Here is a 25,337-nt window from a genome sequence, read left to right as displayed (position 1 = left end):
CGCGATCCGCTTACTCGACGAAGCCACCGACTGGAAACGCCTCGTTGCCGCGCCAGCGTCGAACTGAACGCTGGAAGAACAGACTGTTGGGCACTTGCACCATGGAACTGCCCGTACCGAGCTCCTCGGGTTCGATCAAGGTGGTGTAAAGCAGGTTGATGGCCACCACCCGCCCCTTGATGCCGGGCTTGTCGGTGGACTCCACCAGTTCAACCACATCGCCCAGACGAAATGGCCCGACGGTGTAGATCAGGATGGCGCACAACAGATTCGACAGCACGCTCCAGATGGCAAAGAACGCCACCGCCGCCACCGCGACGAAACCCGACAGCGCCGTCCACAGCACTGTGGCCGAGACACCCAGGCGTTCCAGCACCACCAGCACCGCACTGCCCATGATCAGCCAGCGCAGCACACCCCGCAGGATGATCACCAACTGGGACGGTAATGGGTAGCGCTCGGCAAGGCCCGTGAGGGCCCGCGCCACGCAACGTTGCGCAATATAACCGGCCAGCAGGATCAGCAGTATTTGCACACCGAGCCAGATCGGCTCGACCCACATGACGGGTATAGGCAAAGCCAAGGCTTCCATCAGGACAGCGCCTCCAGCTCCGCTTGCAGGTTTTCCAGCAGTTCCAGGGCTTGCATCCACGCCTCCTCAAGCTCCGCTTCCCGAACCTTCAGCCTGGCCTGTTCGGCCAGCAGATCACGCAACTCATCCTTGCGCGCCGCTTCGTAGAGACCGCTGTCGCCGAGGCTGGTTTCGATCTTCTGCAGTTTTTCATGCAGCTTGCCCAGTTCGACTTCGAGCTTGTCGGCCTCGCGCTTGTGGGGCGCCAACTGCTGACGCAATGCGGCGGCGGCCTGGCGCTGGGCTTTCTTGTCGGTCTTGTCCGGGTTCACCGGCGTGGTGCTGACCGGGGCGTTGCGCTGACGGTACTCCACCAGCCAACGGGCATAGTCTTCCAGGTCACCGTCGAACTCTTCGACCTTGCCGTCGGCCACCAGGAAAAAATTGTCCGTGGTGCTCTTGAGCAAATGCCGGTCGTGGGACACCACCAGCACCGCGCCGCTGAATTCCTGCAAGGCCATGGTAAGGGCCAGGCGCATTTCCAGATCGAGGTGGTTGGTCGGTTCGTCGAGCAGCAACAGGTTCGGCCGGCCCCAGGCGATCAGGGCGAGCGCCAGGCGGGCCTTTTCGCCACCGGAGAAATTCAACACCGGCTCGTCGATGCGCGCACCACGAAAGTCGAAACCACCGAGGAAATCACGCAGGGTTTGCTCGCGTTCGTTCGGTGCCAGACGCTGCAAATGCAGCAGCGGGCTAGCCTTGGCGTCGAGAGAATCGAGCTGATGTTGGGCGAAGTAACCCACCACGGTGTTCTCGCCCCGGGTCAGCCGCCCGGCCAGGGGTTCGAGCTCGCCGGAGAGGTTTTTGATCAGGGTCGACTTACCGGCACCGTTCGGGCCCAACAGGCCAATGCGCGCGCCAGGGGTCAGTTGCAGCTTGACCTTTTCCAGCACGGTTTTGTCGCCATAACCCAGGCGCGCATCGGACAGGTCGATCAACGGGCTGGAAATCTTGGTCGATTCGCGGAAGACAAAATCGAACGGTGAATCGACGTGAGCCGCCGAGAGTTCTTCCATCCGCTCCAGTGCCTTGATCCGGCTCTGGGCCTGACGGGCCTTGGTGGCCTGGGCCTTGAAGCGGGCGATGTAACTTTCCATGTGCGCACGCTGCGCCTGCTGCTTCTCGTAGGCCTGCTGTTGCTGGGCCAGGCGTTCGGCACGGGCCCGCTCGAAGGCACTGTAGCCACCGCGGTACAAGGTGAGCTTGCGCTGATCGACATGGGCGACATGATCCACCACCGCGTCGAGGAAATCGCGGTCATGGGAAATCAGCAGCAGTGTGCCGGGATAGCTCTTGAGCCAGTCTTCGAGCCAGATGATGGCGTCGAGGTCCAGGTGGTTGGTGGGCTCATCGAGCAGCAGCAGGTCCGAGGGGCACATCAGCGCCTGGGCCAGGTTCAAGCGCATCCGCCAGCCACCGGAGAAGGCCCCGACCTCACGGTCCATCTGCTCATTGGTAAAGCCTAGGCCTGCCAGCAGTTTGCGTGCGCGGGCATCGGCGGTGTAGCCGTCGGCGCTGTCGAGTTCCGAGTGCAGACGGGCCTGGGCGGCGCCGTCGTGGGCCGCCTCGGCCGCCGCCAGGTCGCGCTGGACCTGACGAAGGCGCAGGTCGCCGTCCAGCACATAGTCCACCGCCAGGCGCTCAAGGGTGTCGACCTCCTGGCGCATGTGGGCGATACGCCAATCGGCGGGCAGCAGGCAATCACCCGAGTCCGGGTGCAGTTCACCTCGAAGCAGGGCGAACAGGCTCGATTTGCCAGCGCCGTTGGCACCGATGAGGCCAGCTTTGTGGCCGGCGTGCAGAGTCAGCTCGGCGTCTTCTAGCAGACGTTGCGGGCCACGCTGTAAAGTCAGGTTCTGAAGTCGAATCATAATGGCGGCGGAGTCTACCAGCTTCGCTCGCAACTGGCGCGAGTAGCACGATGTCCTCTGATCTATGGAGCTTTTCCCTCGACCTCTACGCCAAGCCTGGCGTGGAGCAAGCCTGTCTGACGCTACAGAACGCCGGCGGCAATGTTTGCCTGCTGCTTTGCGGGCTGTGGCTGGAACAGCGCGGGGTAGCCTTTACTGAACAAAGACTGCAACAGCTTCAGCAATTGCTTGGCCCCTGGGACACCGAAGTCGTGCAGCCATTGCGCACCCTTCGTACCCAATGGAAAGCCCGCGCCCTTCAAGACCCGGCACTCGATAGCCTGCGCGAGCAGGTCAAACGACTGGAGCTGGAAGCCGAGCGACAATTACTGGAACGACTGGAGACTGCGACCCAGGACTGGCCTGAGGCACAACCCACAGATACAGCGCAGTGGTTGCAAGGGTTAGCGGCGAGCGGCGACCAAGGGAACCGCGACGCGCTGCATCAGCTACGCGTCGCGGCGTCCGGCACTTAGGAAGCGCGGGTTGGGGTGTTGCTGCTCGGTGCCGGGGTGGCGGCCGGGTTCAGCGCCGGGGCCGCAGTGCTGGCGGTTGGCGCAGGGGTCGCTGCAGGAGCCGGAGTCGATGTCGCAGGCTTGGCCGCCGGAGCAGTCGAAGGTTTGGCGGCAGCAGGCTTTTTCACGGCGGGTTTCGCAGCGGGCTTGGCCACAGGCTTGGCGGCGGCAGGCTTGGCGGCGGGTTTGGCAGCAGCCGGTTTGGCAGCCGGTTTAGCCGCAGCTTTGGCGGGCGCTTTGACAGCGGCTGGCTTGGCAGCCGGTTTAGCTGCAACTTTAGCGGGCGCTTTGGCAGCGGCGGGCTTGGCAGCCGCCGTTTTTGTAGCAGCTGGCTTGGCAGCCGGTTTAGCCGCAGCGGTTTTTGTCGCGGCGGGTTTGGCGGCGGCTGTTTTAGCGGCTGGCTTGGCGACGCTCTTGGCAACAGGTTTAGCCGCTGGCTTGGCCGCCACTTTGGCTGCCGGCTTGGCGACAGCTTTGACGGCGGTTTTTTTCGCAGCGGGTTTTGCAGCGCTGGCCGCAACCGGTTTTTTCGCAGCGGGTTTGGCGGCTGGTTTGCTCGCCGCTTTGGCCGGCGCTTTTGCGGCAGGCTTGGCAGCTACTTTGGCCGGTGTTTTTGTCGCGACAGGTTTAGCGGCCGGCTTTTTGGCCGATACAGCGGCAGGCTTGGCAGCACGAAGGCTCAGTGCCTTACCCACGGCTTCTTGCACACGACCGACGCCTTGGGCCAGTTTCAGGCTTTCCTGGGCATCACGCTTGAGTTGCAGAATATAGGCGCGGGTTTCGGACTGACGATCCTTCAAGGCATCGAGCAGGTCTTCGAGTTCTTTCACAGCGTCTTTGGCCTTGGCTTGTGCCTTGGCCTTGCCAGCGGTGGCCGCGTCTTGCAGTTTGGTGCGCGACTTGTGCAGTTTTTCCTGCGCTTTGCCGCGTTGTTTTTCCAGTTTGGCGAGCAGTTTTTCAGCATCAGCCAGGGCTTGGGAGCAGGCGTTTTCCAGATGCTCGAGCAGGCTGCCCGAAAGTTGTTGGAGCAAGTGCAACGGAGTGTTTACTGGCTTCTTGGTGGCCGACATGGTTTACCTCCTGACTGACGTGAGTGCGGCTCATACTAGACCTCTGCTGCAACCGCCGCTAGGGCATGTTGACAGTACACAAGACGTTGCGTTGCAAGGGACAAAAAAACTTCTACGCCGCGGCCGGGGCAAACCACCCTGGCCGATATCGGCACTGGCATAATCCCCTCGATTCGAGGCCGGAGAGCACTGCATGTCGCGTCACTTGTTTTTATTCCTGTGCATGGTTTGCTCCATGGCTCAGGCCGCAGAAAAAACCAGCGCAAACGACGCTCATGACCTGGCCTACAGCCTGGGGGCAAGCCTGGGTGAACGTCTGCGCCAGGATGTGCCCGACCTGCAGATCCAGGCGTTGGTCGAGGGCCTGCAACAGGCCTACCTGGGCAAACCGCTGGCCCTGAAGGATGAGCGCATCGAACAGATACTGGCCGACCATCAGGCACAGCTGACGTCGTCACCAGCGACGCCGCAGATCGAAGCGGCCCTGAAAAACGAGCAGAAATTTCTTGATGAGGAAAAAGCCCGGCCCGGCGCGCAACAGCTGGCAGATGGAATTCTGCTGACCGAACTCAAACCCGGCCATGGCGCCAAGGCAGGTCCTCACGGCAAGGTCCAGGTGTTGTATGTCGGTCGATTGCCGGACGGCACCGTATTTGATTCCAACGGCCAGGCCCAATGGTTCAGTCTCGACAGCGTAATTGACGGCTGGCGCAGTGCGTTGCCGCAAATGCCGGTGGGCGCAAAGTGGCGGCTGGTGATTCCTTCGACCCTGGCCTACGGTGCCGAAGGAGCCGGGGATGTCATCCCCCCGTTCACACCGCTGGTGTTTGAAATCGAGTTGCTGGGCGCAACGACCTGACGCGACCCCCAACGAAAAACGGTGCGCAATGCGCACCGTTCTTTTAACACCGCAAAATCCTCAAGCCTGGGCTGGAGCCTCTTCCTTGTGGGAGTTGTGCAGCACTTCGATCAGGCAGTCTTCCAGTTCGAAACGCTCGTGCAGCAAGCCACCCAGTTCCTTGAATTTTTCCGCGACGCATTTGCCTTCATCACACAGATCATTGAAGGCCAGCAGTTTTTCGGTGATGACGTCGATGCGCGGGTAGATTTGCTCGGCGAGCTCCAGACCACGCTTGTCGTTGAAGGCCTTGGCCTCGCTCGTCAGTTGTTCGTAGATCTCGAAATGCCCGGCAGACACGTAATCGACCAGCACACCGCAGAACTCCTGCAACGGCTTGCGGCTTTCACTGAGCGCTTCAGGCCTGTCGCCGAGAGCATCATAGGCCCGAACCAGTTCGTGACGCTCCTGCAACCAGCGGTCGATCAGCAGATGCACCCCACCCCAGCGTTCCTGAGCATTCTGACAACTTTCGAGCATGGTGATTTCTTCCCTTGTGAGTCATGCCCCTCGCAGCCTGCGCAGCGCCTGAAATGATCAGGGACAGGCCAGACACAACATGATCGAGCGGCATAATTCCGATAACACGTGCGGGCCAGATTATGCCCGCACGACAACTGCTTCAAGGTACGCAGGAGATAAAGTTCATACAAGTGTTTAATCCATGGCCCGGGCCAGTTGCGACGTTGTGCCGCTGAGCGGTCGTATCAGAGCCTTCCAGACAAGGCGCAACAGCAGATAGGACATCACAAAAGACACGGCGAGAAAAAACAACAGGCTCCATTCGGGAAGACTCAGATCGAACAGGGTCCAGGTGATGCTCGCGCAGTCAGTCGCCCCGTCGAGCACACGATGCACGGCGCCCCACCACGAATTCACCGCCTTCAGGTGAGCGATACAATCGGGCAACTGCTCGAGCGCATCGCTTTGCACCAGGACCTGACGCCATGCCAGCGTCAAACCAGCCGACGCGAAAACCAGCCCCAGCACCCCGTAGAAGATGCTGCCCTTCTGACCAGGACCATGCAGACAGGCGGCCAGGCAGTTCATCAAAAACAGTGTCAGGCACAACCGTTGCAAAACACAAAGGCTGCAGGGCGTCAGACCTACCGCATATTCAAGATAACAGGCGATACCCAAAACCAGGGCGGCGGCGATGAAAGCCATGAAAAACAAGAAGCGTGAGCAAGCCAAGGACATGGCAGTTCCGTAACAGAAGAGACAGGCAGTTACGGTAGAGGAAAGCCCTCTGGCCTTTCAAGGCGGGCCCGTGCAGACACTTCACCAGGGGTGTAGGGAATTCCCGACAAGCAAGAGAAGATTAAGTGCAGTTTACTGTAGGACTTTACCGAAGGCATTTGCCAAAGCCCCTAGGACTTCAATAAACATGTGGTGAGGGCACTTGCTCCCTCGCCACAATGATTCATACCGACCTCAAGAACAACTCAAGCCCCTCTCAAGTGGCCAGGACCTGAGCCGGGACCGGCAGCGGTGCCGCCAGCAAGCGCTCATCCAGCAATCCCAACCCTTCCTGGAAGAGTTGGTTACTGCGCTCGGCATCCCCCAATTGCGCCAGCAATCGCGCCAGTTCGGCGCAGGCCTCGGGATTGCGCTGGATGCGCAAACTGCTTTCCAGGTAATCACGTGCCTTGCCCCACAAACTGTTTTGCAGGCACAGCCGCCCCAGCGTCAGCAGCAACCCAGGGTCGGTCGGATGATCCTTGAGCCAGCCTTCCGCCGCTTGCAGTTGGCGGCCTGGATCATTGCCACGGACCAACCCGTACAAGCGCGCCAGGTGACTGTCATAGTGACGCTTGAGCGCCGCCCGCAGGACCTCTTCAGCCTCGGCCTGCGCCCCGAGCTGCCGCAGTTGCTCGGCGTAGGCCAGCACCAGCGCCGATTCCTGGCGTTGTGCGGACGACAGTTGTTGCCAGGCACGGTTAAGCGATTGCAAGCCGACACTGCCGTCTTCGTCACGGTGGGCCGCCAGGGTGAGGTTTTCGCCCCAGGCCCGACGCTCCAGTTCAGCCAACTCAGCCGGCGGCAGGACTTTGTCCTTGCGCAGTTCCGGCAGCAACCGGACCACCGCCGACCAATCCCCGCGCTGCTGATGCAGACGTTGCAATTGACGCAGGGTCTGGGCGTTATGCGGATGGCGATCATGCATGGCTTGCAGCGTACTCAACGCACCGTCAGTGTCGCCGCGGTCCATCTGCAATTGTGCGTGCGTCAGGGCAATCGCCAGCTCGGCCTGGGGCTGGCGTTCGAGGGCACGCTCCAACAGGCTGTCGCTCTGCTCGTAAAGACCTTGCTCATTGGCCGCACGGGCAGCGCCAAGGTAATACAGCAATGGTTGGCGCTCGGCTTCGGCGGCACGATGGAGGTGCCGTTGGGCACTGGCCCAGCGACCTTCGGCCAGGTCCAGTTGACCGTGCTCGATTGCCACCTGCACCCGCCGACTGCGGTTGCGTCGCGACCATGGGTTGACCACACCCGTGGAGGTGGTCACCAGCCCGATCAAGGCGCTCACGCCCCACCACACCAGCCAGAGCACCGCCACCAGCGCCAGGGTGACCCAAAGGCCGGCCTCGTATCGGAAGTTTTTATAGGCCACCAGTACGTAACCCGAATGTTCGGCGATCGCCACGCCCAGCACGGCAGCAACAGCGATGACCACGAACATAATCACGTAGAGGCGTTTCATGGCGTGGCCTCCTGCTCATCAGGTTTGGCCAGCGGCTTGACCGACTCTTCGGCGTTCAGGTTGCGGCGTTCCAGATAGGCCTGAACGCTGCTCAGGGTCCCGGTCAGGTCCGGCGTGACGACCGTCACCGGCTGTTCAGCCAGCTCGGCCACGCGCTCGAGCATGACTTTGCTTTGCGGATTGTCCTGGTTGAAGTTGTTCTTGAGCACGTCCTGCGCTTGAGCCAGTGCCTGGGTGTACACCGGGGCCTGGCCATTGAGAGCGGCCCATTGCGCTTGCTCCAGGGCCAGGCTCAAGGCCAGGCGCACCTGCACCAGACTCTGCCCGGCCAAGAGCGGACGGACATTCTCATCCGCGTTGAAATCGATACGGATATAGCGCGATATCTGCTCCCACCACTGTGCCCAGCGACTGGCGCCGTCGCCATCGGCAGTCAAGCCCAGCAACGACTCGCCACGGTCCTTGTATTCGGGCGCCAGCTCGGTGAGTTGCAGCACCTGGTCACGCAAGGCCCCCAACTGCAGGAACAGCCCGGTACGATCCGGCTGTTCGGTACTGCGCAACGCCGCAAGGGTCTTGGCCAACTGTTCGCGAGCGGCGAACGAGCCGGGGTCGTTTTGCTCACGCAGGATTTCGTCAGCACCCTGGACCAGCGCCTGGGCACTGCTGATGTCCTGCAGGGCGGAAAGGCGCAGGCTGGCCAGGCGCAATAGATGCTCGGCTTCGGCCAGGCGCCAGTCCTTACGGCTGGCGCCAAGCACGGTTTCCAGGCGCTGGTTCAGCCGCTGCTGATCGCCTTGCAACTGGGCAACCTGACGCCGACGCTCTTCCAGCTCTTGCGCCGCAGGCAATTGAGCCAGACGCTCACTGAGGCGTTGCTCATTGAGCTTGAGGGCCTGGGCCTGATCATTGAGCGCCTGAACCTGGGTGGACTGCTGCTGATTATTGGCCTGCAGGTGACGCACCTGCCACACGCCCCAACCCCCCACCGCCACGCCAGCGGCGCCCAACAACAACGCGACAATGGCCAGCCCGTTGCCGCGACGCGGCGCCTTCGGAGCCGGGGTTTCAACCGGCGTATCAATCGCTGGTTGGTCTTGATCTTTTGGCAAGGCTGTTTCGCTCACGTATCCATCCTTTGCATTAGAAAACGGCACGGACTGATTCCGTAACGCCGCCAGCAAAGCCGCGGCACTGGCGCCACGGCAATCCACCACTGTTTGGGCTCCGGCGGCGCGGGCCATCTCGGCAACCCTCGGGCTTGGAACAAACAACGGTAACCGTGCCAACGCAGGCCACGCGTCGCCGGCCAACCGCTGCAGATGCTCGAAGCTCTGCCCACTGCTGACCACCAGCGCGTTCAAGCGTTCCGCTTTGACTCTTGCCGCCAACTCACCTTCCCGGTAATGCGGCAGGCTGCGTCGGTACAGTTCCAGATAATCGACACTAGCACCTTGCTCGCGCAAGCGCTCCGCCAGCAAGCCGCGTCCACCCTCGCCGCGCACAATCAAAACCTTGGGATGGGGCCGGGTGATGGCCTGGCGTAACACCAGATGCTCCAGCAAGGCTTCGCTGTCGTCGCCATTATCGGGATAAAACACAGTGAGGCCGGCATCGATCAGAATCTGCCCGGTCGCCGCCCCCACGCTGAACCAGGGCTGGTCCGGGGGCTGGGGCCAATATTGGCGCAGCAGCTCCACACACAAACGTGCGGCGGGCTTGCTGACCACAATCACGGCACAGTACTGGTCCAGACTTTGAAAGATAGCCCGCCCGGAATCGGACAGGGGGACCGGCTCGATATCCAGCAACGGCAGGCTGCTGCTGTACACCCCGGCCTCGGCCAGGACAGCCGCCAGGGCCGACGACTCGTCAACCGGCCGGGTCAGCAGCAGTCGCCAGCCCGTCACGCGTGGCCCGCCTCGCCGTAGACCTTCTTGAGAATGTCGTCAGCGCCCTGGTTGAGCAGGTCTTCGGCTACCCGGACACCCAGTGCTTCGGCATCGCGGCGCGGCGCCCGGGCCTCGGCACTGAGCAGTCGGCCACCGTTCGGATCCCCCACCAGACCGCGCAACCAGACCTGCTCGCCTTCGAGTACGGCATAACAGGCGATCGGCACTTGGCAACCGCCATTGAGGTGTTTGTTGAGGGCGCGCTCAGCGAAGACCCGAGTGGCGGTATCGTCGTGATGCAGTGGCGTCAGCAGGGCATGGATTTCGCTGTCGGCGCTGCGACATTCGATACCCACCGCTCCCTGCCCCCCGGCCGGCAGGCTGTCATCGACGCTGATGGCCGACGTGATGCGTTCTTCAAAGCCGAGGCGGATCAGGCCAGCGGCGGCAAGGATGATTGCGTCGTACTCACCGGCATCAAGCTTGGCCAGGCGGGTGTTGACGTTGCCTCGCAGAAAACGGATTTGCAGGTCTGGACGACGGGTCAGCAACTGCGCCTGGCGACGCAGGCTGGAGGTGCCGACCACGCTCCCGGCGGGCAGCGCATCAAGGCTTGCAAACGCGTTGGAAACGAACGCGTCGCGCGGATCCTCTCGCTCGCAGATGCAAAACAGGCCCAGGCCTTCAGGAAAGTCCATGGGCACATCTTTCATCGAGTGCACGGCGATATCGGCTTCGTTGTCCAGCAACGCGGTTTCCAGCTCCTTGACGAACAGACCCTTGCCACCGATTTTCGACAGCGGCGAGTCCAGCAGCTTGTCGCCGCGACTGACCATGGGCACCAGCGTCACGATCAGGCCGGGATGGGCCTCTTCCAAACGGGCTTTGACGTATTCGGCCTGCCAGAGGGCCAAGGCACTTTTACGGGTGGCGATGCGGATCTCGCGAGGGGACATGGATCAATCCGTACTTAAAAGATACGGCGGATAATAACAGCTCAGCCAAATTCGCTTTGACTTGAATCACGACCCCAAGGCCTCCCTGGCCGTCAATGTCCTGGAAATGAACGCGCTAACGGCTTGGACGCCTTGGAACCTCAAGCTAAAGCTGTTGCATCATCTTGCGCACACCGGCCACGTGCCGCCGGCTGACAATCAGCGCGTCGCCATTGAGGCCTTTGAGAAACAACTGGAAATGCCCAAGGGGTGTGCGCTGCAAACGTTCGATGCGCTCACGAGCTACCAAGGCGTTGCGGTGGATGCGCACGAAACGCTCACCGAACTCGTCTTCAAGGGCCTTGAGTGGTTCGTCCAGCAGCACCTCGCCGCTCTCGTGGCGCAAGGTCACGTATTTATGATCGGCGATAAAATAGACCACCTGATTCAACGGGATCAGTTCGATGCCTTTGCGAGTGCGCGCACTGATGTGGCTGCGCGGGCCGCTGCCGCTTTCGGCCGCCGGACGGGTCAGCGCCGCCAGTTGCACGCGGTTGGGCCGCTCGGCCTTGCGCAAGGCCTCGACCAGCGCCTCGGCACTGACCGGCTTGATCAGATAGCCCACGGCGCCGGCTTGCAGCACCTCCGGCGGGAAGTCGTCCCGAGTGGTGCAGAACACCACCGCGGGCGGTGACTCGCGCTCGCACAACTTCGCCGCGACCTGCAAACCGTCCAGGCCAGGCATGCGAATGTCGAGCAGCACGATATCCGGCTTGTGGCTGTCAATAAGGGCCAACGCCTCTTCGCCATTGGTGGCGCTCGGCTCCAAGACACTGTAACCCTCGAGTTCGCCAACCATTCGGCTCAGGCGCTCACGGGCCAGTGGTTCGTCATCAACGATCAGGACATTCATATTGCGCTGGATTCCTGCGTGAGTCTCGCACAAGGATAGCGTAGACAGGGGAAGTGACATCCGTCACCGCGATCCACGCTAAGACTCGTTCGAGGGCCAAAAAGTGCCGCGAGGCGGTTGTCTATCTTTACCCGCGCCTGCCGATCGATGCTCGAGGCCTGTTGTCGCACGGCGTCGTCGTAGGAATTGTTAACACTCCATCTGACCAATACGAGCCCCCCTCTTCTATTCGTCCAATGCTCCGTGGATGAAAAAGTAAAAGTCCTACAGTCCACTGTAGACGGTTGCCGCGCCGATATTGCTCAATCGAAAAATATCGTTGTGCGAAAACCCCATTAAAAGCTCGGGCACTGCGCAAAAAACCTGCCGACCAGTGCCAGCGCCAGTCCCGGCAACCCTGCTATCATCCGCCGCAGCCTTAACCGCTACTTTTTCCACAGCCGATCACGAGCGAATTCATGAGCACTGACAAGACCAATCAGTCCTGGGGCGGCCGCTTCAGTGAACCCGTCGACGCCTTCGTCGCCCGCTTCACCGCCTCCGTCAACTTCGACCAGCGCCTGTATCGCCACGACATCATGGGCTCGATCGCCCACGCCACCATGCTGGCCAAGGTCGGCGTACTGACCGATGCCGAGCGCGACAGCATCATCGATGGCCTGAAGACCATCCAGACTGAAATCGAGGCCGGCCAGTTCGACTGGCGCGTTGATCTCGAAGACGTGCACATGAACATTGAAGCGCGCCTGACCGATCGCATCGGCGTGACCGGCAAGAAACTGCACACCGGCCGCAGCCGGAACGACCAGGTGGCCACCGACATTCGCCTGTGGCTGCGCGACGAAATCGACCTGATCCTGGGCGAAATCACCCGCCTGCAAAAAGGCTTGCTGGAGCAGGCCGAGCGCGAAACCGAGAGCATCATGCCGGGCTTCACGCACTTGCAAACCGCTCAACCTGTAACGTTTGGGCATCACATGCTGGCCTGGTTCGAAATGCTCAGCCGCGACTACGAGCGCCTGGTGGACTGCCGCAAGCGCACCAACCGCATGCCCCTGGGCAGCGCCGCGCTGGCCGGCACCACGTACCCTATCGATCGTGAATACACCGCACAGTTGCTGGGTTTCGACGCCGTGGGCGGCAACTCGCTGGATAACGTCTCGGACCGCGATTTCGCCATCGAATTCTGCGCCGCCGCGAGCATCGCGATGATGCACCTGTCGCGTTTCTCCGAAGAACTGGTGCTGTGGACCAGCGCGCAATTCCAGTTCATTGACCTGCCGGATCGCTTCTGCACCGGCAGTTCGATCATGCCGCAAAAGAAAAACCCCGACGTACCGGAGCTGGTACGCGGCAAGAGTGGTCGGGTGTTCGGCGCGCTGATGGGGCTGCTGACCCTGATGAAAGGCCAGCCGCTGGCCTACAACAAGGACAACCAGGAAGACAAGGAGCCGCTGTTCGACGCCGCCGACACTCTGCGTGATTCGCTGCGGGCCTTTGCCGACATGATCCCGGCGATCAAACCCAAGCATGCAGTGATGCGCGAAGCGGCCTTGCGCGGCTTCTCCACCGCCACCGACCTCGCTGATTACCTCGTACGCCGTGGCCTGCCGTTTCGTGACTGCCACGAAATCGTCGGCCATGCCGTGAAGTACGGCGTGGACAACGGCAAGGACCTGGCAGAAATGAGCTTGGACGAACTACGCCAGTTCAGCGACCAGATCGAGCAGGACGTGTTTGCTGTGCTGACTCTGGAAGGTTCGGTCAATGCCCGCGACCACATCGGCGGCACAGCGCCTGCCCAGGTCAAGGCCGCCGTGGTGCGGGGCCAGGCGTTGCTCGCCAGCCGCTAAAAGCTAAAAGCTAAAAGCTTCGCGAGCAAGCCCGCTCCCACATTGGTTCTCCATGTCCAAAAGATTTTGGGTTCATTGAAGACCTACTGTGGGAGCGGGCTTGCTCGCGAAGGCGTCCTTCAAGGCGCCGAAAAAATTACTTCTTGGCCGCAATCATCGCCAAAAATGCCGGCATCGCTGCGTCCTTGTCCGCCGCAATCCGCTGCACGTGCGGGTTCTGCTCCAATCGCTCCATCAGCCCCTTGGCCGCCGGCATATCCGCCAGCAAGTCGATATCGAACACCTTCCGGCCCACCTGGCACGCCAGCGATACGCTGTAGAGGAAACACAGATCAGCCAGGCTCAGGCTGTCGCCCGCCACGTAGGGTGAGAACTTGCCGTGCCGGCCGAGCGAAGCGAAGCCCAAGAGCAATTCGGCCTTGGACTTTTCCTTGATGGCATCAGGTACCGACATGCCGAAAAACGCCTCGGCGTAGCAGGCCCGCCCCGGCAGCTCGATGTACAGCTCAATCTCCCTGCACAAAGCCAGCACCTGGGCACGCTCGAACGGCTCGCTGGGCAGCAGGGCTTTACCGGGTTGGGTTTGCTCGATGTATTCGAGGATCACGCTGGTTTCGTTGATAAACCCTTGTGCGGTCTTCAGCACCGGGACCTTGCCGCGGGGGCTGACGGCCAGTGCTTCGGGGGTCTGGCTGGGGTAGAACGGCACTTCTTCGAAGGGCAGGCCCTTCTCCAGCAGCGCCAGCTTGACCATGTTGTAGTAATTACTGACAGCGAAACCGTAAAGCTTGAGCATCACAAAGCCTCCAGGCCGTGCGGGGGTGGGCAGGTTTGCGTTATAGACCGTCGAGCCATTTCTTGCCAGACGCATCACTGCGCTGAATGCAGGTAAACTGGCGACCTTTCTCCAAGGAGCCTGCCATGAGCGAGCCAACTGACATCGACAACGACGAAGAAGAGTTCGTCGAGAACACGCTGATCCAGGCTATCGAAAACCAGATCGAAAGTGACAACCCGCCAGCGGCCAAGGCCATTTTCAATAAATTGACCCTGGTGGGTTACGAGCGCGAAGAGATTCTCAACCTGATGGCCCATGTGCTGGCAGTGGAAATTGACGCGATCCTGGAAGAGGACCGAGCGTTCAATACTCAGTGGTACGAAACAGCGTTGCGCGCTCTTCCCGAGTTGCCGCCGGAAAAGAAATAAACCGTGAGGCGAAGTTGCTCCTGTGGCGAGGGGATTTATCCCCGCTGGGCTGCGAAGCGGCCCAAAGAGTAGTGATATTTGGTTTCTGGGCCTGCTACGCAGTCCAACGGGGATAAATCCCCTCGCCACAGGGGCTTGCCTGCTCCGGCCATCACAGATCAGGGTGGCTCTGCCCCCCAAAACAAAAAAAGCATGACGCTGACACTGGACAGCTCGGCCGAGTGCGCTCACTTTAGTGGCGCTGTCGTCCAAATTCCTAGAAAGTCTGGAGTCCTTATGTCGCTTACCCCTGAGCTGGTTGCCGAACTGGAAATCCTTGCACTCTTCAACCTGGACAGTTCCCAGGAAGGCCTGAAAATCCATCAGACCGCTGCCCCCTCTGCCATCGCTGCCGCTAAACGCTTGTTCGAAAAAGACCTGATTACCCAATCTGACGGTGGTTACCTGACCAGTCTGGGCCGGGATGCCGCCGAGCATGTGCAAAGCCTGCTGACCATTCTCAACGTCGTCAAAGAAGCCGCCTGATTCCTCCGGTCGCCCACGGAAATCTCCTCCATCGAGGTTTCCGCAGGCGCCCTGGCGTCTTGCGTAAAAATTCTGACGTCAAAATCATACTTTCAGCTTAAGAAATCCGGGGTTCAGGCGCTAAACTGCCACCACCTGTGAACTCCCACGTTCGACACCGCGAGCCGGTTTGAGCTGACATGACCCGCAATCACGAAATACGCCCCGATCTGGACGAGGGAATCGACCGCAAGGTCCTGAGCCAGTTGCGCGCACGTTTTCTCAAACTCAACACCGTGCGGATGGATCGCGCCCTGGAAGGTCTGTCGACCCGCCAGCAAAGCGTGCTGACGCTGTTGCCGCTGTTTTTCCATGTCAACCACCCGCTACTGCCCGGCTATGTCTCGAGCAGCACGCCTGCCGGGTTGTCCAACTACGAGCCCGACGCCAGCGTCCTCGCCGAAGCCCAGCGACTGACCCGCTCGTTCTCCTACAAACCCCGCCACGGCAGCAATCCGCCGCGACCGATTCTGGGTCTGTTTTTGATGGGCAGCCTCGGCACCCTCGCCCAAGCGGATCAAAGCGACATGGATGTGTGGGTCTGCCATGGTCCAGACCTGAGCGAGGACGAACTGGCCGAACTGCGCAAGAAATGTCTGCTGTTGGAAGCCTGGGCGGCGACCCAGGGTGCTGAAGCGCATTTTTTCCTGATCGACCCGGCGCGGTTCGTCCGCGGCGACCGGGACACTCAACTCAGTTCCGACGATTGCGGCACCACCCAGCATTACCTGCTGCTGGACGAGTTTTACCGCACGGCCATCTGGCTGGCCGGACGCACGCCGATCTGGTGGCTGGTGCCGGTGTATGAAGAAGAAAACTATGAGCAGTACACCCACACGCTGATTTCCAAACGCTTCATCCGCGCCGATGAAACGCTCAATCTGGGGCACCTGGCCTATATCCCGCCGGGAGAATTCATCGGCGCCGGCCTCTGGCAATTGTTCAAGGGCATTGAGTCACCCTACAAATCAGTGCTCAAGCTGCTACTGATCGAAGTCTACGCCAGCGAACATCCGAACGTTCGCTGCCTGAGCCTGCGCTTCAAGCAGGCGGTGTTCGCCAACCGCCTGGACCTGGAAGAGCTCGATCCATACATGGTGGTTTACCGTCGCATTGAGGAATACCTCAACGCCCGCGGTGAATCCGAACGCCTGGAACTGGTGCGAAGAGCGCTTTACCTGAAGGTCAATCGCAAGCTGACCGGCCAAGGGCGCAGCTCCGGCTGGCAACGGGTTCTGCTTGAGCGTCTGGCCCGGGAATGGGGCTGGGACCCACGGCAACTGGCGCTGCTGGACAGCCGCAGCCAGTGGAAAGTGCGTCAGGTCAGCAACGAACGGCGTGCGCTGGTCAACGAGCTGACCTACAGCTACCGCTTCCTGACCCAGTTCGCCCGCACCGAAAAAACCGTGAGCCTGATCAACAAGCGCGACCTCAACGTCCTGGGCCGGCGGTTGTATGCCGCGTTCGAACGCAAAGCCGACAAAGTCGAGTTCATCAACCCCGGCATCGCCCCGGACCTGGCCGAAGACACCCTGACCCTGGTGCAGTCACCGAACAAGAAAGAACCCGGGCAGAACCAGTGGGGCCTGTACAACGGCAGCCTCAACGCCCTGGAGTGGGAAAACTTCGCACCGATCAAACGCTGCCGCGAGTTGCTGGAGTTGCTGACCTGGTGTCATCGCAACGGCGTGATCGACAGCAGTACGCGCTTGGCGCTGCACCCAGGTAGCAGCGACCTGAGTGAGTTCGAACTGTTCAACCTGCTGGGCAGCCTGCAACAGTCCATCGCCCTGCCGCTGGGCACGGTAGATGAAGAACAGCTGTTGCGCGCCAGCGTGCCCAGCGAAGTGTTGATACTGGTGAACGTCGGCGTCGACCCGCTCAAGCATCATCGCGACCTCAATATCCTGATGACCACCGAGCGTACCGACTCCCTGAGCTACGCCGGGGTTCGGGAGAACCTGGTGCTGACCCTGGATCAGGTCACGCTCAACAGCTGGAACGAAGTGCTGGTCAACCGTTTCGACGGCGAGCATGCCCTGCTCGACTGTCTACGCGATTACCTCAACGACCTGCCCGTCACGCAGCGCCAGCCGCGCTTGCAGGTACGCTGTTTCTGCCACAACCGCGCGCAGTTCATTGCCCGACGGGTCGAGGAAGTCATCGAAACGGCCCAGACCCTGCTGTTAAGCAGGCTCAACCACCGCTATCTGCTCCAGGTTCAGCAGCACTACCACGTGCTGGAACTGGTGCCGGGCCAGGTCAATCACGTGGCCCTGGGCAGCCTGTCGGCGCTGATGGATTACTTGGGAGAGGAGCTGACGGCCTACAGCCCGCTGCACCTGGACCCAATGGCTCTGGAGGACCACGACCTGGCGCTGATCCTGCCCATGGGGCAGCCCGAGTGCATCCAGGTGTTCTACCGGGTCAACGAGGACGACGCTGAGCTGTACGTGCTCGATGAGCTCAATGCCCTGTGGCAACAGCGCTTGCCTTATCACGACGACCACAGCCTGCTGGTGCCATTGCAGCGCTTCCTGCAATCGGTGCTGTACCGCCGCGACGCGTTACTGCCGATGGATGCCACCCAGCCACTGCCCCTGGAAACCCTGTACTACCAGCTCCTGCCCTCGGGCAGCGGGCGGGCACGGCGGATCGAGGCGCGGCAGGCGCCGCAAACGCCAGTGAACAAGCCGTTCTATGACGTGCAGGCAATCATCGGCAAAGCCACCCATGGGCAGGTGCACGTCACCCTGTATTGCGATCAGCGAGAGTTTTCGGAGTTGGAACATGGCGACCAGTTGTTCCGCGTGGTCGCCAGGGAGATCGTCGAACAGCGCCGTGAGGCCGAACGCTATCGCTGCTACATCACCGACCTGGACCTCTCGGGTCTTGTGGGTGATGGGGCCTGCTCAAGTAATTTGTACCTGCGCTACAAGGCTGACCTGGAACGCGCCCTGAACGAGGCGCTGGCCTTGGTCTGAAGCGCTTAGAGGTGGAAATCGCCGCCCGCTTCCGGCTGGTATTCCACGGCCAGCAACGTCAGTTTCAGCGTCTTGCCGCCCGGCGCCGGCCAGTCGATGTGCTGGCCAACCTTCAGGCCCAACAGTGCGCTGCCGACCGGAGCAAGGATGGAGATCTTGCCTTCGTCGGCATTGGCGTCCTGTGGATAAACCAGGGTCAGATGATAGTCCTTGCCGCTGCTTTCTTCGCGGCAGTGCACACGCGAATTCATGGTCACGACATCGGCGGGCACTTCATCGTGGCCTACCACGGTGTCGGCACGATCCAGTTCGGTTTGCAACGCAATCACGCCCGGCAGCGTTTCATCAAGGCTATCGATCAGGCGCTCCAGACGCTGTACGTCCAGACGTGTAAGGGTGATGGAAGGTACGGTCATGATTCAGGCAGACTCCTTTGTTCTGCACGAAAAAAGCAAAACCCCGCCACAAAAAGACGGGGTTTTCACGGGCCTCGATGAGTTGAGGCGTAGCTGGACACTATCAGTAGGAGCTGACGAGTGCAACGAGGCTGCGATCTTGCCCCAGGCAATTGAGCCTTATGCGAAAGCCCCAAGATCAAGATCAAAAGATCGTCCGAACGCGGCCCGAGCCTTCGGCAACGCTTACGGGGATCTACGCTTGAGCGCTTGGGCACAGATCACCCGCCTGCGCTCATCATCGGCCGACCGCCATTGGCGAATATCTTCCACATGTCGGAAACAGCCAAGGCAGACTTTCTGCTCATCGAGTTTGCACACGCCAGTGCAAGGCGATGGCACGGCGGGGCTGACGTTGCTGTAGAGCGGCTTGGCCGGCCGCGCCGGGGTGTTCTGGCTCACGCTGTCAAAGGCCTTCGAAATCCAGTTCCACCCCGGCCTGCTGCTTGACGATGCGTTCGAGCATCTCGCCCAGTTGCTCTTCGCTCTTGTCGCACATCCAGCGCTCGCTTTCCTCGTCATAGTCGAAGTGGAAACCGCCGGACACCGCTGCCAGCCACAACTGGCGCAACGGCTCCTGGCGGCTGAAAATCAACTGGCTGCCATTTTCGAACTTGACGGTCAGCACACCGGCGGAGCTTTCCAGGTCGATGTCCAGCTCGCTTTCGTCGAATACATCCTCCAGCGTTTGCTGGGTCGCATCGACCAGATCGTGGAAACGGGCTTCAGTCAAACTCATTGCGGCAACCTCGAAAATGTCTGCTCATGCTCAAGCGCCGCAAGATACGGACGCTTCCCGGCGATTGCAAAGGATATACCGACCGACGACAGCCAGCTTTGTGAAAAGCCCCCCGGCGCCGGACGGGAACCCCGTTGCATAGGCAAGCTGCCGGGTGGCCGGTATACTCCGGCGCAATTAACGCATTTTCAAGGATTTCGCCATGAAGCGCCTGATCTCTTCCCTTGCTGCGCTCGTCGCGGTTGCTTGCCTTGTGACAGCCTGTGGTCAAAAAGGTCCGCTGTACCTGCCCGATGACAGCAAATCCCCTGAAGAACAGGCCAAATCGTCGCAGTCCAAGTCCCACGCGCACGATACCCACACCACTTATTAAGGGAACGCCATGGACGCTTTTAACTACCGTGGCGGGGAGCTGTTCGCGGAAGGGGTTGCCCTGTCCGCGCTCGCGGAACGTTTCGGCACGCCAACCTACGTTTATTCCCGTGCACATATCGAAGCCCAGTATCTGGCCTTCGCCGATGCTTTGGCCGGCATGCCGCACCTGGTGTGTTTCGCCGTAAAAGCCAACTCCAACCTCGGTGTGCTCAACGTCCTGGCACGCCTGGGCGCCGGCTTTGACATCGTTTCCGGTGGTGAGCTCGAACGCGTGCTGGCCGCCGGCGGCAGCGCCGACAAGATCGTTTTTTCCGGCGTCGGCAAGACCCGTGAAGACATGCGCCGCGCCCTGGAAGTGGGGGTGCACTGTTTCAACATCGAATCGACCGATGAGCTGGAGCGCCTGCAAATGGTCGCCGCCGAGCTGGGTGTCCGCGCGCCGATCTCCCTGCGCGTGAACCCGGACGTCGACGCTGGCACCCACCCGTACATCTCCACCGGCCTCAAGGAAAACAAGTTCGGCATCGCCATTGCCGACGCCGAAGACGTGTATGTGCGTGCCGCCCAGCTGCCGAACCTGGAAGTACTGGGCGTCGATTGCCACATCGGCTCGCAGCTGACCACGCTCGAACCCTTCATCGATGCCCTTGACCGCCTGCTGGCGCTGGTGGATCGTCTCGGCGACTGCGGCATCTACCTGCGCCACATCGACCTGGGCGGCGGCGTCGGCGTGCGCTATCGCGATGAAGAGCCGCCGCTGGTGGCCGACTACATCAAGGCTGTGCGTGAACGCCTCGAAGGTCGTGACCTGGCGCTGATGTTCGAGCCGGGCCGCTACATCGTTGCCAATGCCGGCGTGCTGTTGACCCGGGTCGAATACCTCAAGCACACCGAGCACAAGGATTTCGCCATCGTCGATGCGGCGATGAACGACCTGATCCGCCCGGCGCTGTACCAGGCATGGATGGACGTCACCGCGGTGCGCCCTCGTGATACCGCCGCCCGCCGCTACGATATTGTCGGCCCTATTTGCGAAACCGGCGACTTCCTGGCCAAGGGCCGGGAGCTGGCGCTGGAAGAAGGCGATCTGCTGGCTGTGCATTCGGCCGGGGCCTACGGGTTTGTCATGAGTTCCAACTACAACACCCGCGGCCGCTGCGCCGAGGTGCTGGTGGACGGTGATCAGGCGTTTGAAGTGCGTCGCCGCGAGACGGTAGCCGAGTTGTTTGCCGGCGAAAGCCTGCTGCCGGAGTAAAACCATGCTGCTGCGTTTTACCAAGATGCACGGCTTGGGCAATGACTTCATGGTCCTCGACCTGGTCAGCCAGCACGCGCACATCCTGCCCAAGCATGCCAAACAATGGGGCGATCGGCACACCGGTATCGGTTTCGACCAATTGCTGATCGTCGAGGCGCCCAACAACCCGGACGTGGACTTCCGTTACCGGATCTTCAACGCCGATGGTTCGGAAGTTGAACAGTGCGGCAACGGCGCCCGCTGCTTCGCCCGCTTCGTGCTGGACAAGCGCCTGACCGCCAAACGGCAGATTCGCGTCGAGACTAAAAGCGGCATCATCGAACTGGATGTGCGCAACGATGGCCAGATCGGCGTCAACATGGGTGCCCCACGCCTGGCACCGGCGGACATTCCGTTCCAAGCGTCGGCCCAGGCCTTGAGCTATCCGTTGGAGGTCGACGGCACCACGGTGGAACTGGCGGCAGTGTCCATGGGCAACCCCCATGCCGTCTTGCGAGTCAGCGATATCAACAGCGCGCCAGTGCATGAGCTGGGGCCGAAAATCGAAAATCATCCGCGCTTTCCCGCGCGGGTGAACGTCGGTTTCCTGCAGGTCATCGATCGCCACCGTGCGCAATTGCGCGTCTGGGAGCGCGGTGCCGGGGAGACCCAGGCGTGCGGCACCGGCGCCTGCGCAGCGGCCGTCGCCGCGATCAGTCAGGGATGGATGGATTCACCTTTGCTGATCGACCTGCCCGGCGGACGCTTGTCCATCGAATGGGCAGGCCCCGGCGAACCGGTACTGATGACCGGCCCGGCAGTACGTGTATACGAAGGACAAGTTCGTCTTTGAGTGAGTCAAACCCATGACCGACAAGCCACAGGTTCCAGCCCCGCAGCCCGACGAATCCCCCAGTCATCCGGACGCCGCAGCCGTGGCCGCGTATCTGGAGGCTCACCCGGACTTCTTCGTCGAGCATGAAGAACTGCTGGCGACGATGCGCATCCCCCACCGCCGCGGCGACACCGTGTCGCTGGTGGAGCATCAGATGAAGATTCTGCGCGAGCGCAACATCGACATGCGTCATCGTCTTTCGCACCTGATGGACGTCGCCCGGGATAACGATAGGCTCTTCGACAAGACCCGTCGCCTGATCCTGGCGCTGATGGATGCCAACACCCTCGAAGACCTGGTGATGAGTGTCGAAGACAGTCTGCGTCAGGATTTCCAGGTGCCTTTTGTCAGCCTGATCCTGTTTGGCGATAACGCCATGCCAGTGGGGCGCTGGGTCACCCACGCCGACGCACAGACAGCCATCGGCGGCTTGCTCACGGAAAACAAGAGCGTCAGTGGCAGCCTGCGCGAACATGAGTTGGACTTCCTCTTCGGCGAAGAACAGCGCAAGCAGATCGGCTCCACCGCTGTCGTGGCCATCGCCCACCAGGGCGTACATGGCGTGCTGGCCATTGCCAGTCGTGATCCGCAACACTACAAAAGCTCGGTGGGCACGTTGTTCTTGAGCTACATCGCCGAAGTCACCGGCCGGGTCCTGCCGCGCATGACGGGTTCACTGCGCTCGGTACGCTGATGATGGAACGGCAGCTGGATGCCTACTGCGAACACCTGCGCAGTGAGCGCCAGGTGTCGCCTCACACGCTGGCGGCCTATCGCCGCGACCTGGAAAAAGTGTTGGCCTGGTGCCAGAAGCAAAACATCGGCAGTTGGGCAGCCCTGGATATCCAGCGCCTGCGCAGCCTGGTCGCCCGCCTTCATCAACAAGGGCAGTCTTCCCGCAGCCTGGCGCGACTGTTATCAGCCGTGCGGGGCCTGTACCACTACCTCAACCGCGAAGGGCTGTGCGATCACGACCCGGCCACCGGCCTGGCGCCGCCCAAGGGCGAACGCCGGCTGCCCAAGACCCTGGACACCGATCGGGCCCTGCAATTGCTGGAAGGCGCCGTCGAGGATGACTTTCTGGCGCGACGAGACCAGGCGATTCTTGAATTGTTCTATTCCTCCGGCCTGCGGCTTTCCGAACTGACCGGGCTTAACCTGGACCAACTGGACCTGGCCGATGGCATGGTCCAGGTGCTGGGCAAGGGCAGCAAGACACGCTTGCTGCCCGTTGGCCGCAAAGCCCGTGAGGCCCTGGAGCTGTGGCTGCCGCTGCGGGCGCTGACCAACCCGGCCGACGACGCGGTATTTGTCAGCCAGCAAGGCCGACGCCTCGGCCCGCGGGCGATCCAGGTGCGGGTCAAGGCCGCCGGTGAACGCGAGCTGGGACAGAACCTGCACCCCCACATGCTCAGGCATTCCTTCGCCAGCCATCTGCTGGAGTCTTCCCAGGACCTGCGCGCCGTCCAGGAACTGCTCGGCCACTCGGACATCAAGACCACACAGATCTATACCCACCTGGACTTCCAGCACCTGGCGACGGTCTATGACAGTGCCCACCCCAGGGCCAAACGAATCAAGGGCGACGAATCATGACCATCGAGCTCATCACTTTCGACCTCGACGACACCCTATGGGACACCGCACCGGTGATTGCCAGTGCCGAGGCCATATTACGCCAGTGGCTGACCGACAACGCCCCGAACCTGGGCAGCGTGCCGGTGGAGCATCTTTTTTCCCTTCGCGAGCAAGTGTTGCGCGAAGAGCCCGGTCTGAAGCACCGCATCAGCGCACTGCGCCGACGAGTGCTGTTCCGTGCCTTGCAGGACGCCGGTTATGACCAGTGGCAAGCTTCGGAACTGGCGGACGAAGCGTTCGAAACGTTCCTGCACGCCCGTCATCAACTGGAAATCTTTCCCGAGGTACAGCCTACCCTGGAAATTCTGGCCAACCATTTCGCCCTCGGCGTGGTCACCAATGGCAACGCCGATGTACGTCGCCTGGGACTGGCGGATTATTTCAAGTTCGCCCTGTGCGCCGAGGACATCGGCATCGCCAAGCCTGACGCCAGGCTGTTCCACGAAGCCTTGCAACGCGGCGGCGCCACGGCGCAAACCGCCGTGCACATTGGCGATCATCCAGGTGACGACATCGCCGGCGCCCAACAGGCCGGCTTGCGGGCCATCTGGTTCAATCCGGCGGGTAAAGCCTGGGATGCCGAGCATGCACCGGATGCAGAGATTCGCAGCCTGACCGAGCTGCCGGGGTTGCTGGCGGGCTGGCATAGCCAATCCTGAGCCGCCTGTTTTGTGGCCACCAAAACTCAAATTGTGGGAGCGAGCCTGCTCGCGATAGCAATGGCACATCCAGCATCAATGTGACAGATGGATCGCTATCGCGAGCAGGCTCGCTCCCACAAGAACCGTGTCTGGCTTGGAAATAGAATCACGCCCATGAAAAAGCCCGCAGCGACGGCGGGCTTTTTCAGCAAGCAAGAAGCAGATGCTCAGATCGGGCGGCTGCCGTACTTGTTGTCCGGTTTCTTGGGCGGATCCGCAACAACGTTGGCCTCCACTTCCTGCACTTTACCGCCTCTGGCCAGGAACTCCTCCATGGCCTTGGCGAGCGCATCACGCTCCTTGTTCTTGGCCTCTACGCTCGGCAACTCGTCGACCGACACCGCCGCTTTGGCCTTGCCTTTGGCGGTTGGCGCCGGTACATCGGCCCCATCATCGTCGGCGACGTCTTCAGCCGCCGCTTCCAGGCCTTCTTCGGCCTCGTCTTCGTCACCGACTTCGAGGTCGTCGTTTTCCAGATCATCGTCGCTCATGTTCTACCTCATGACTTGCGAAAAGCAGATTAGTTATAGCCCAGCTTCGCCGTCTGTCGAAGGCTGCCAGAAAAAATTCAACATCCGCCGGCAATCAGCGGTTACGCCCCATCACCGTACAAAGTGGCGAGGACCTTACGAGCACCGCCATGATCACGGTGCTCGCCCAGATAAACACCTTGCCAGGTACCCAATGCCAACCGTCCCGCCGTGACCGGCAGACTCAGCTGACACCCCAGCACGCTGGCCTTGAAGTGCGCCGGGAGGTCGTCCAGGCCTTCGTCGTTGTGCTCATAATCGGCGGTTCCTTGTGGGATCAGCCGATTGAAAAATCGTTCGAAGTCTCGACGTACCGCCGGATCGGCGTTCTCGTTGATGGTCAACGAGGCCGAGGTATGCTGCAGCCACAGATGCAACAGACCGACACGACATGCCCGGAGTTCAGGCAGGCCGGCGAGCAACTCGTCCGTTACCAGATGAAAGCCCCGAGGCCTTGCCCGCAGGGTTATCAGCGTCTGTTGCCACATACAGATCTCCGCACGTTCGGCGCGCATTCTAGCGCGCTCTGGGAAAAAACAAAGGGCCTAATACGCCTGCTTTGGTGTAAGCCTATGGCCGTAGAAAAACCCATGTCGCGTCCATAACAAAAGACGTCGGAAAAACCGGCCCTTCCTGTGAGCAATGACAAATTCCAGACAAAAAAATGCCCGGCGAACCGGGCATTTTTTTAT

The 25,337-nt window shown here is 61.1% G+C and carries 27 protein-coding genes and 1 pseudogene; 12 read left to right on the top strand and 16 right to left on the bottom strand.

From position 1 onward, the window contains the following. Nucleotides 1-10: 10 nt before the first annotated feature. Entirely contained in the window at nt 11-592 is a 582-nt protein-coding gene (locus tag AAIS01_RS11780) for a mechanosensitive ion channel family protein (protein WP_047226114.1), read from the bottom strand. Then, a complete protein-coding gene (locus AAIS01_RS11775) occupies nt 592-2,502 on the bottom strand; it encodes an ATP-binding cassette domain-containing protein (RefSeq protein WP_343469092.1) in 1,911 nt (636 codons plus the stop codon). The genes AAIS01_RS11780 and AAIS01_RS11775 overlap by 1 nt, the downstream gene beginning before the upstream one ends. Before the next feature lie 50 nt (nt 2,503-2,552). Here AAIS01_RS11775 and AAIS01_RS11770 point away from each other — a divergent pair, with 50 nt between their 5' ends. Next, complete coding sequence (locus AAIS01_RS11770) at nt 2,553-3,017, top strand: TIGR02444 family protein (RefSeq protein ID WP_343469091.1); 465 nt, start codon at nt 2,553-2,555, stop codon at nt 3,015-3,017. Here AAIS01_RS11770 and AAIS01_RS11765 read toward each other — a convergent pair. Then, complete coding sequence (locus AAIS01_RS11765) at nt 3,014-4,126, bottom strand: AlgP family protein (protein ID WP_343469090.1); 1,113 nt, start codon at nt 4,124-4,126, stop codon at nt 3,014-3,016. The genes AAIS01_RS11770 and AAIS01_RS11765 overlap by 4 nt on opposite strands. Nucleotides 4,127-4,319: 193 nt before the next feature. Here AAIS01_RS11765 and AAIS01_RS11760 point away from each other — a divergent pair, with 193 nt between their 5' ends. Beyond that, on the top strand, nt 4,320-4,985 hold the full coding sequence (locus tag AAIS01_RS11760; protein ID WP_343469089.1) for an FKBP-type peptidyl-prolyl cis-trans isomerase: 666 nt from the start codon (nt 4,320-4,322) through the stop codon (nt 4,983-4,985). Between the two features lie 60 nt (nt 4,986-5,045). On the opposite strand, the gene AAIS01_RS11755 is transcribed toward AAIS01_RS11760, so the two are convergent. The 7 genes and pseudogenes from AAIS01_RS11755 to AAIS01_RS11725 form a co-directional block, all read right to left on the bottom strand. Continuing rightward, nucleotides 5,046-5,504: an Rsd/AlgQ family anti-sigma factor gene (locus tag AAIS01_RS11755; RefSeq protein ID WP_047226119.1), complete on the bottom strand. Its 459-nt coding sequence runs from the start codon at nt 5,502-5,504 to the stop codon at nt 5,046-5,048. 177 nt (nt 5,505-5,681) lie between these two features. After that, complete coding sequence (locus AAIS01_RS11750) at nt 5,682-6,224, bottom strand: disulfide bond formation protein B (protein WP_343469088.1); 543 nt, start codon at nt 6,222-6,224, stop codon at nt 5,682-5,684. A 256-nt stretch (nt 6,225-6,480) separates the two neighbouring features. Beyond that, nucleotides 6,481-7,728 (bottom strand): heme biosynthesis protein HemY, encoded by a 1,248-nt coding sequence (locus AAIS01_RS11745; RefSeq protein ID WP_343469087.1) that lies wholly within the window; start codon nt 7,726-7,728, stop codon nt 6,481-6,483. Then, entirely contained in the window at nt 7,725-8,855 is a 1,131-nt protein-coding gene (locus AAIS01_RS11740) for a uroporphyrinogen-III C-methyltransferase (RefSeq protein ID WP_343469247.1), read from the bottom strand. Before AAIS01_RS11740 ends, AAIS01_RS11745 begins: the two co-directional genes overlap by 4 nt. A 36-nt stretch (nt 8,856-8,891) precedes the next feature. Beyond that, nucleotides 8,892-9,638 (bottom strand): annotated as a pseudogene (locus AAIS01_RS11735) (uroporphyrinogen-III synthase); the annotation flags it as partial. Next, nucleotides 9,635-10,576: a hydroxymethylbilane synthase gene (hemC, locus tag AAIS01_RS11730; RefSeq protein WP_343469086.1), complete on the bottom strand. Its 942-nt coding sequence runs from the start codon at nt 10,574-10,576 to the stop codon at nt 9,635-9,637. The gene hemC and the pseudogene AAIS01_RS11735, both read right to left, overlap by 4 nt. 145 nt (nt 10,577-10,721) lie before the next feature. Beyond that, nucleotides 10,722-11,468: a LytR/AlgR family response regulator transcription factor gene (locus AAIS01_RS11725; protein WP_305386801.1), complete on the bottom strand. Its 747-nt coding sequence runs from the start codon at nt 11,466-11,468 to the stop codon at nt 10,722-10,724. 458 nt (nt 11,469-11,926) lie between these two features. On the opposite strand from AAIS01_RS11725, the gene argH reads away from it, so the two are divergent. Continuing rightward, on the top strand, nt 11,927-13,321 hold the full coding sequence (gene argH / locus AAIS01_RS11720; protein WP_343469085.1) for an argininosuccinate lyase: 1,395 nt from the start codon (nt 11,927-11,929) through the stop codon (nt 13,319-13,321). 136 nt (nt 13,322-13,457) lie between these two features. Here the strand turns inward: argH and AAIS01_RS11715 are convergent, their stop codons facing one another. Continuing rightward, the gene (locus AAIS01_RS11715) at nt 13,458-14,117 is read right to left on the bottom strand and encodes a glutathione S-transferase family protein (RefSeq protein ID WP_343469084.1); all 660 of its coding nucleotides are present in this window, start codon (nt 14,115-14,117) and stop codon (nt 13,458-13,460) included. Between the two features lie 125 nt (nt 14,118-14,242). Between AAIS01_RS11715 and AAIS01_RS11710 the strand changes: the two genes are divergently transcribed. From AAIS01_RS11710 to AAIS01_RS11700, 3 genes are all read left to right on the top strand, one after another. Then, a complete protein-coding gene (locus AAIS01_RS11710) occupies nt 14,243-14,527 on the top strand; it encodes a hypothetical protein (protein ID WP_343469083.1) in 285 nt (94 codons plus the stop codon). Between the two features lie 276 nt (nt 14,528-14,803). Next, on the top strand, nt 14,804-15,052 hold the full coding sequence (locus AAIS01_RS11705; protein ID WP_047226127.1) for a TIGR02647 family protein: 249 nt from the start codon (nt 14,804-14,806) through the stop codon (nt 15,050-15,052). Nucleotides 15,053-15,231: 179 nt separating this feature from the next. Then, complete coding sequence (locus AAIS01_RS11700) at nt 15,232-18,075, top strand: class I adenylate cyclase (protein ID WP_343469082.1); 2,844 nt, start codon at nt 15,232-15,234, stop codon at nt 18,073-18,075. Nucleotides 18,076-18,080: 5 nt separating this feature from the next. On the opposite strand, the gene rnk is transcribed toward AAIS01_RS11700, so the two are convergent. The 3 genes from rnk to cyaY all read right to left on the bottom strand — a co-directional run bounded on the left by rnk (nt 18,081) and on the right by cyaY (nt 19,269). Beyond that, nucleotides 18,081-18,491 (bottom strand): nucleoside diphosphate kinase regulator, encoded by a 411-nt coding sequence (rnk, locus tag AAIS01_RS11695; protein WP_047226129.1) that lies wholly within the window; start codon nt 18,489-18,491, stop codon nt 18,081-18,083. Between the two features lie 225 nt (nt 18,492-18,716). Next, entirely contained in the window at nt 18,717-18,932 is a 216-nt protein-coding gene (locus AAIS01_RS11690) for a DUF1289 domain-containing protein (protein ID WP_092395084.1), read from the bottom strand. A 4-nt stretch (nt 18,933-18,936) separates the two neighbouring features. Further along, nucleotides 18,937-19,269 carry an iron donor protein CyaY gene (gene cyaY, locus AAIS01_RS11685; RefSeq protein ID WP_047226131.1) on the bottom strand — a complete coding sequence of 111 codons (333 nt, stop codon included), beginning with the start codon at nt 19,267-19,269 and terminating at the stop codon, nt 18,937-18,939. A gap of 202 nt (nt 19,270-19,471) precedes the next feature. Here cyaY and lptM point away from each other — a divergent pair, with 202 nt between their 5' ends. From lptM to AAIS01_RS11655, 6 genes are read left to right on the top strand one after another with little or no spacing between them, the layout of a single operon-like run. Further along, nucleotides 19,472-19,642: an LPS translocon maturation chaperone LptM gene (gene lptM, locus AAIS01_RS11680; protein WP_047226132.1), complete on the top strand. Its 171-nt coding sequence runs from the start codon at nt 19,472-19,474 to the stop codon at nt 19,640-19,642. A gap of 9 nt (nt 19,643-19,651) precedes the next feature. Then, nucleotides 19,652-20,899 carry a diaminopimelate decarboxylase gene (gene lysA, locus AAIS01_RS11675; protein ID WP_343469081.1) on the top strand — a complete coding sequence of 416 codons (1,248 nt, stop codon included), beginning with the start codon at nt 19,652-19,654 and terminating at the stop codon, nt 20,897-20,899. Between the two features lie 4 nt (nt 20,900-20,903). After that, complete coding sequence (gene dapF, locus AAIS01_RS11670) at nt 20,904-21,734, top strand: diaminopimelate epimerase (protein WP_343469080.1); 831 nt, start codon at nt 20,904-20,906, stop codon at nt 21,732-21,734. Between the two features lie 13 nt (nt 21,735-21,747). After that, on the top strand, nt 21,748-22,470 hold the full coding sequence (locus tag AAIS01_RS11665; RefSeq protein ID WP_092395072.1) for a DUF484 family protein: 723 nt from the start codon (nt 21,748-21,750) through the stop codon (nt 22,468-22,470). A gap of 2 nt (nt 22,471-22,472) precedes the next feature. Then, nucleotides 22,473-23,372 carry a tyrosine recombinase XerC gene (gene xerC, locus AAIS01_RS11660; protein ID WP_343469246.1) on the top strand — a complete coding sequence of 300 codons (900 nt, stop codon included), beginning with the start codon at nt 22,473-22,475 and terminating at the stop codon, nt 23,370-23,372. Then, nucleotides 23,369-24,073, top strand: a complete 705-nt coding sequence (locus AAIS01_RS11655; protein WP_343469079.1) for an HAD family hydrolase — start codon at nt 23,369-23,371, stop codon at nt 24,071-24,073. The genes xerC and AAIS01_RS11655 overlap by 4 nt, the downstream gene beginning before the upstream one ends. 209 nt (nt 24,074-24,282) lie before the next feature. Here the strand turns inward: AAIS01_RS11655 and sutA are convergent, their stop codons facing one another. Next, a complete protein-coding gene (sutA, locus tag AAIS01_RS11650; protein ID WP_092395066.1) occupies nt 24,283-24,606 on the bottom strand; it encodes a transcriptional regulator SutA in 324 nt (107 codons plus the stop codon). Nucleotides 24,607-24,707: 101 nt separating this feature from the next. Continuing rightward, nucleotides 24,708-25,133, bottom strand: coding sequence for a secondary thiamine-phosphate synthase enzyme YjbQ (locus tag AAIS01_RS11645; protein ID WP_092395986.1), 426 nt, complete (start codon nt 25,131-25,133; stop codon nt 24,708-24,710). Between the last annotated feature and the right edge of the window lie 204 nt (nt 25,134-25,337).

It is taken from the genome of Pseudomonas halotolerans, assembly GCF_039581215.1.
Lineage (GTDB): Bacteria > Pseudomonadota > Gammaproteobacteria > Pseudomonadales > Pseudomonadaceae > Aquipseudomonas > Aquipseudomonas tehranensis.
Note: the sequence above shows the minus strand (reverse complement) of the source record. Positions and strands in the feature narration are given on the sequence as shown.

Coding starts and splice junctions, on each gene's coding strand:
- AAIS01_RS11780 (WP_047226114.1), bottom strand. CDS start 592: ATGGAAGCCTTGGCTTTGCCTATACCCGTCATGTGGGTCGAGCCGATC.
- AAIS01_RS11775 (WP_343469092.1), bottom strand. CDS start 2,502: ATGATTCGACTTCAGAACCTGACTTTACAGCGTGGCCCGCAACGTCTG.
- AAIS01_RS11770 (WP_343469091.1), top strand. CDS start 2,553: ATGTCCTCTGATCTATGGAGCTTTTCCCTCGACCTCTACGCCAAGCCT.
- AAIS01_RS11765 (WP_343469090.1), bottom strand. CDS start 4,126: ATGTCGGCCACCAAGAAGCCAGTAAACACTCCGTTGCACTTGCTCCAA.
- AAIS01_RS11760 (WP_343469089.1), top strand. CDS start 4,320: ATGTCGCGTCACTTGTTTTTATTCCTGTGCATGGTTTGCTCCATGGCT.
- AAIS01_RS11755 (WP_047226119.1), bottom strand. CDS start 5,504: ATGCTCGAAAGTTGTCAGAATGCTCAGGAACGCTGGGGTGGGGTGCAT.
- AAIS01_RS11750 (WP_343469088.1), bottom strand. CDS start 6,224: ATGTCCTTGGCTTGCTCACGCTTCTTGTTTTTCATGGCTTTCATCGCC.
- AAIS01_RS11745 (WP_343469087.1), bottom strand. CDS start 7,728: ATGAAACGCCTCTACGTGATTATGTTCGTGGTCATCGCTGTTGCTGCC.
- hemC (WP_343469086.1), bottom strand. CDS start 10,576: ATGTCCCCTCGCGAGATCCGCATCGCCACCCGTAAAAGTGCCTTGGCC.
- AAIS01_RS11725 (WP_305386801.1), bottom strand. CDS start 11,468: ATGAATGTCCTGATCGTTGATGACGAACCACTGGCCCGTGAGCGCCTG.
- argH (WP_343469085.1), top strand. CDS start 11,927: ATGAGCACTGACAAGACCAATCAGTCCTGGGGCGGCCGCTTCAGTGAA.
- AAIS01_RS11715 (WP_343469084.1), bottom strand. CDS start 14,117: ATGCTCAAGCTTTACGGTTTCGCTGTCAGTAATTACTACAACATGGTC.
- AAIS01_RS11710 (WP_343469083.1), top strand. CDS start 14,243: ATGAGCGAGCCAACTGACATCGACAACGACGAAGAAGAGTTCGTCGAG.
- AAIS01_RS11705 (WP_047226127.1), top strand. CDS start 14,804: ATGTCGCTTACCCCTGAGCTGGTTGCCGAACTGGAAATCCTTGCACTC.
- AAIS01_RS11700 (WP_343469082.1), top strand. CDS start 15,232: ATGACCCGCAATCACGAAATACGCCCCGATCTGGACGAGGGAATCGAC.
- rnk (WP_047226129.1), bottom strand. CDS start 18,491: ATGACCGTACCTTCCATCACCCTTACACGTCTGGACGTACAGCGTCTG.
- cyaY (WP_047226131.1), bottom strand. CDS start 19,269: ATGAGTTTGACTGAAGCCCGTTTCCACGATCTGGTCGATGCGACCCAG.
- lptM (WP_047226132.1), top strand. CDS start 19,472: ATGAAGCGCCTGATCTCTTCCCTTGCTGCGCTCGTCGCGGTTGCTTGC.
- lysA (WP_343469081.1), top strand. CDS start 19,652: ATGGACGCTTTTAACTACCGTGGCGGGGAGCTGTTCGCGGAAGGGGTT.
- dapF (WP_343469080.1), top strand. CDS start 20,904: ATGCTGCTGCGTTTTACCAAGATGCACGGCTTGGGCAATGACTTCATG.
- AAIS01_RS11665 (WP_092395072.1), top strand. CDS start 21,748: ATGACCGACAAGCCACAGGTTCCAGCCCCGCAGCCCGACGAATCCCCC.
- xerC (WP_343469246.1), top strand. CDS start 22,473: ATGGAACGGCAGCTGGATGCCTACTGCGAACACCTGCGCAGTGAGCGC.
- AAIS01_RS11655 (WP_343469079.1), top strand. CDS start 23,369: ATGACCATCGAGCTCATCACTTTCGACCTCGACGACACCCTATGGGAC.
- sutA (WP_092395066.1), bottom strand. CDS start 24,606: ATGAGCGACGATGATCTGGAAAACGACGACCTCGAAGTCGGTGACGAA.
- AAIS01_RS11645 (WP_092395986.1), bottom strand. CDS start 25,133: ATGTGGCAACAGACGCTGATAACCCTGCGGGCAAGGCCTCGGGGCTTT.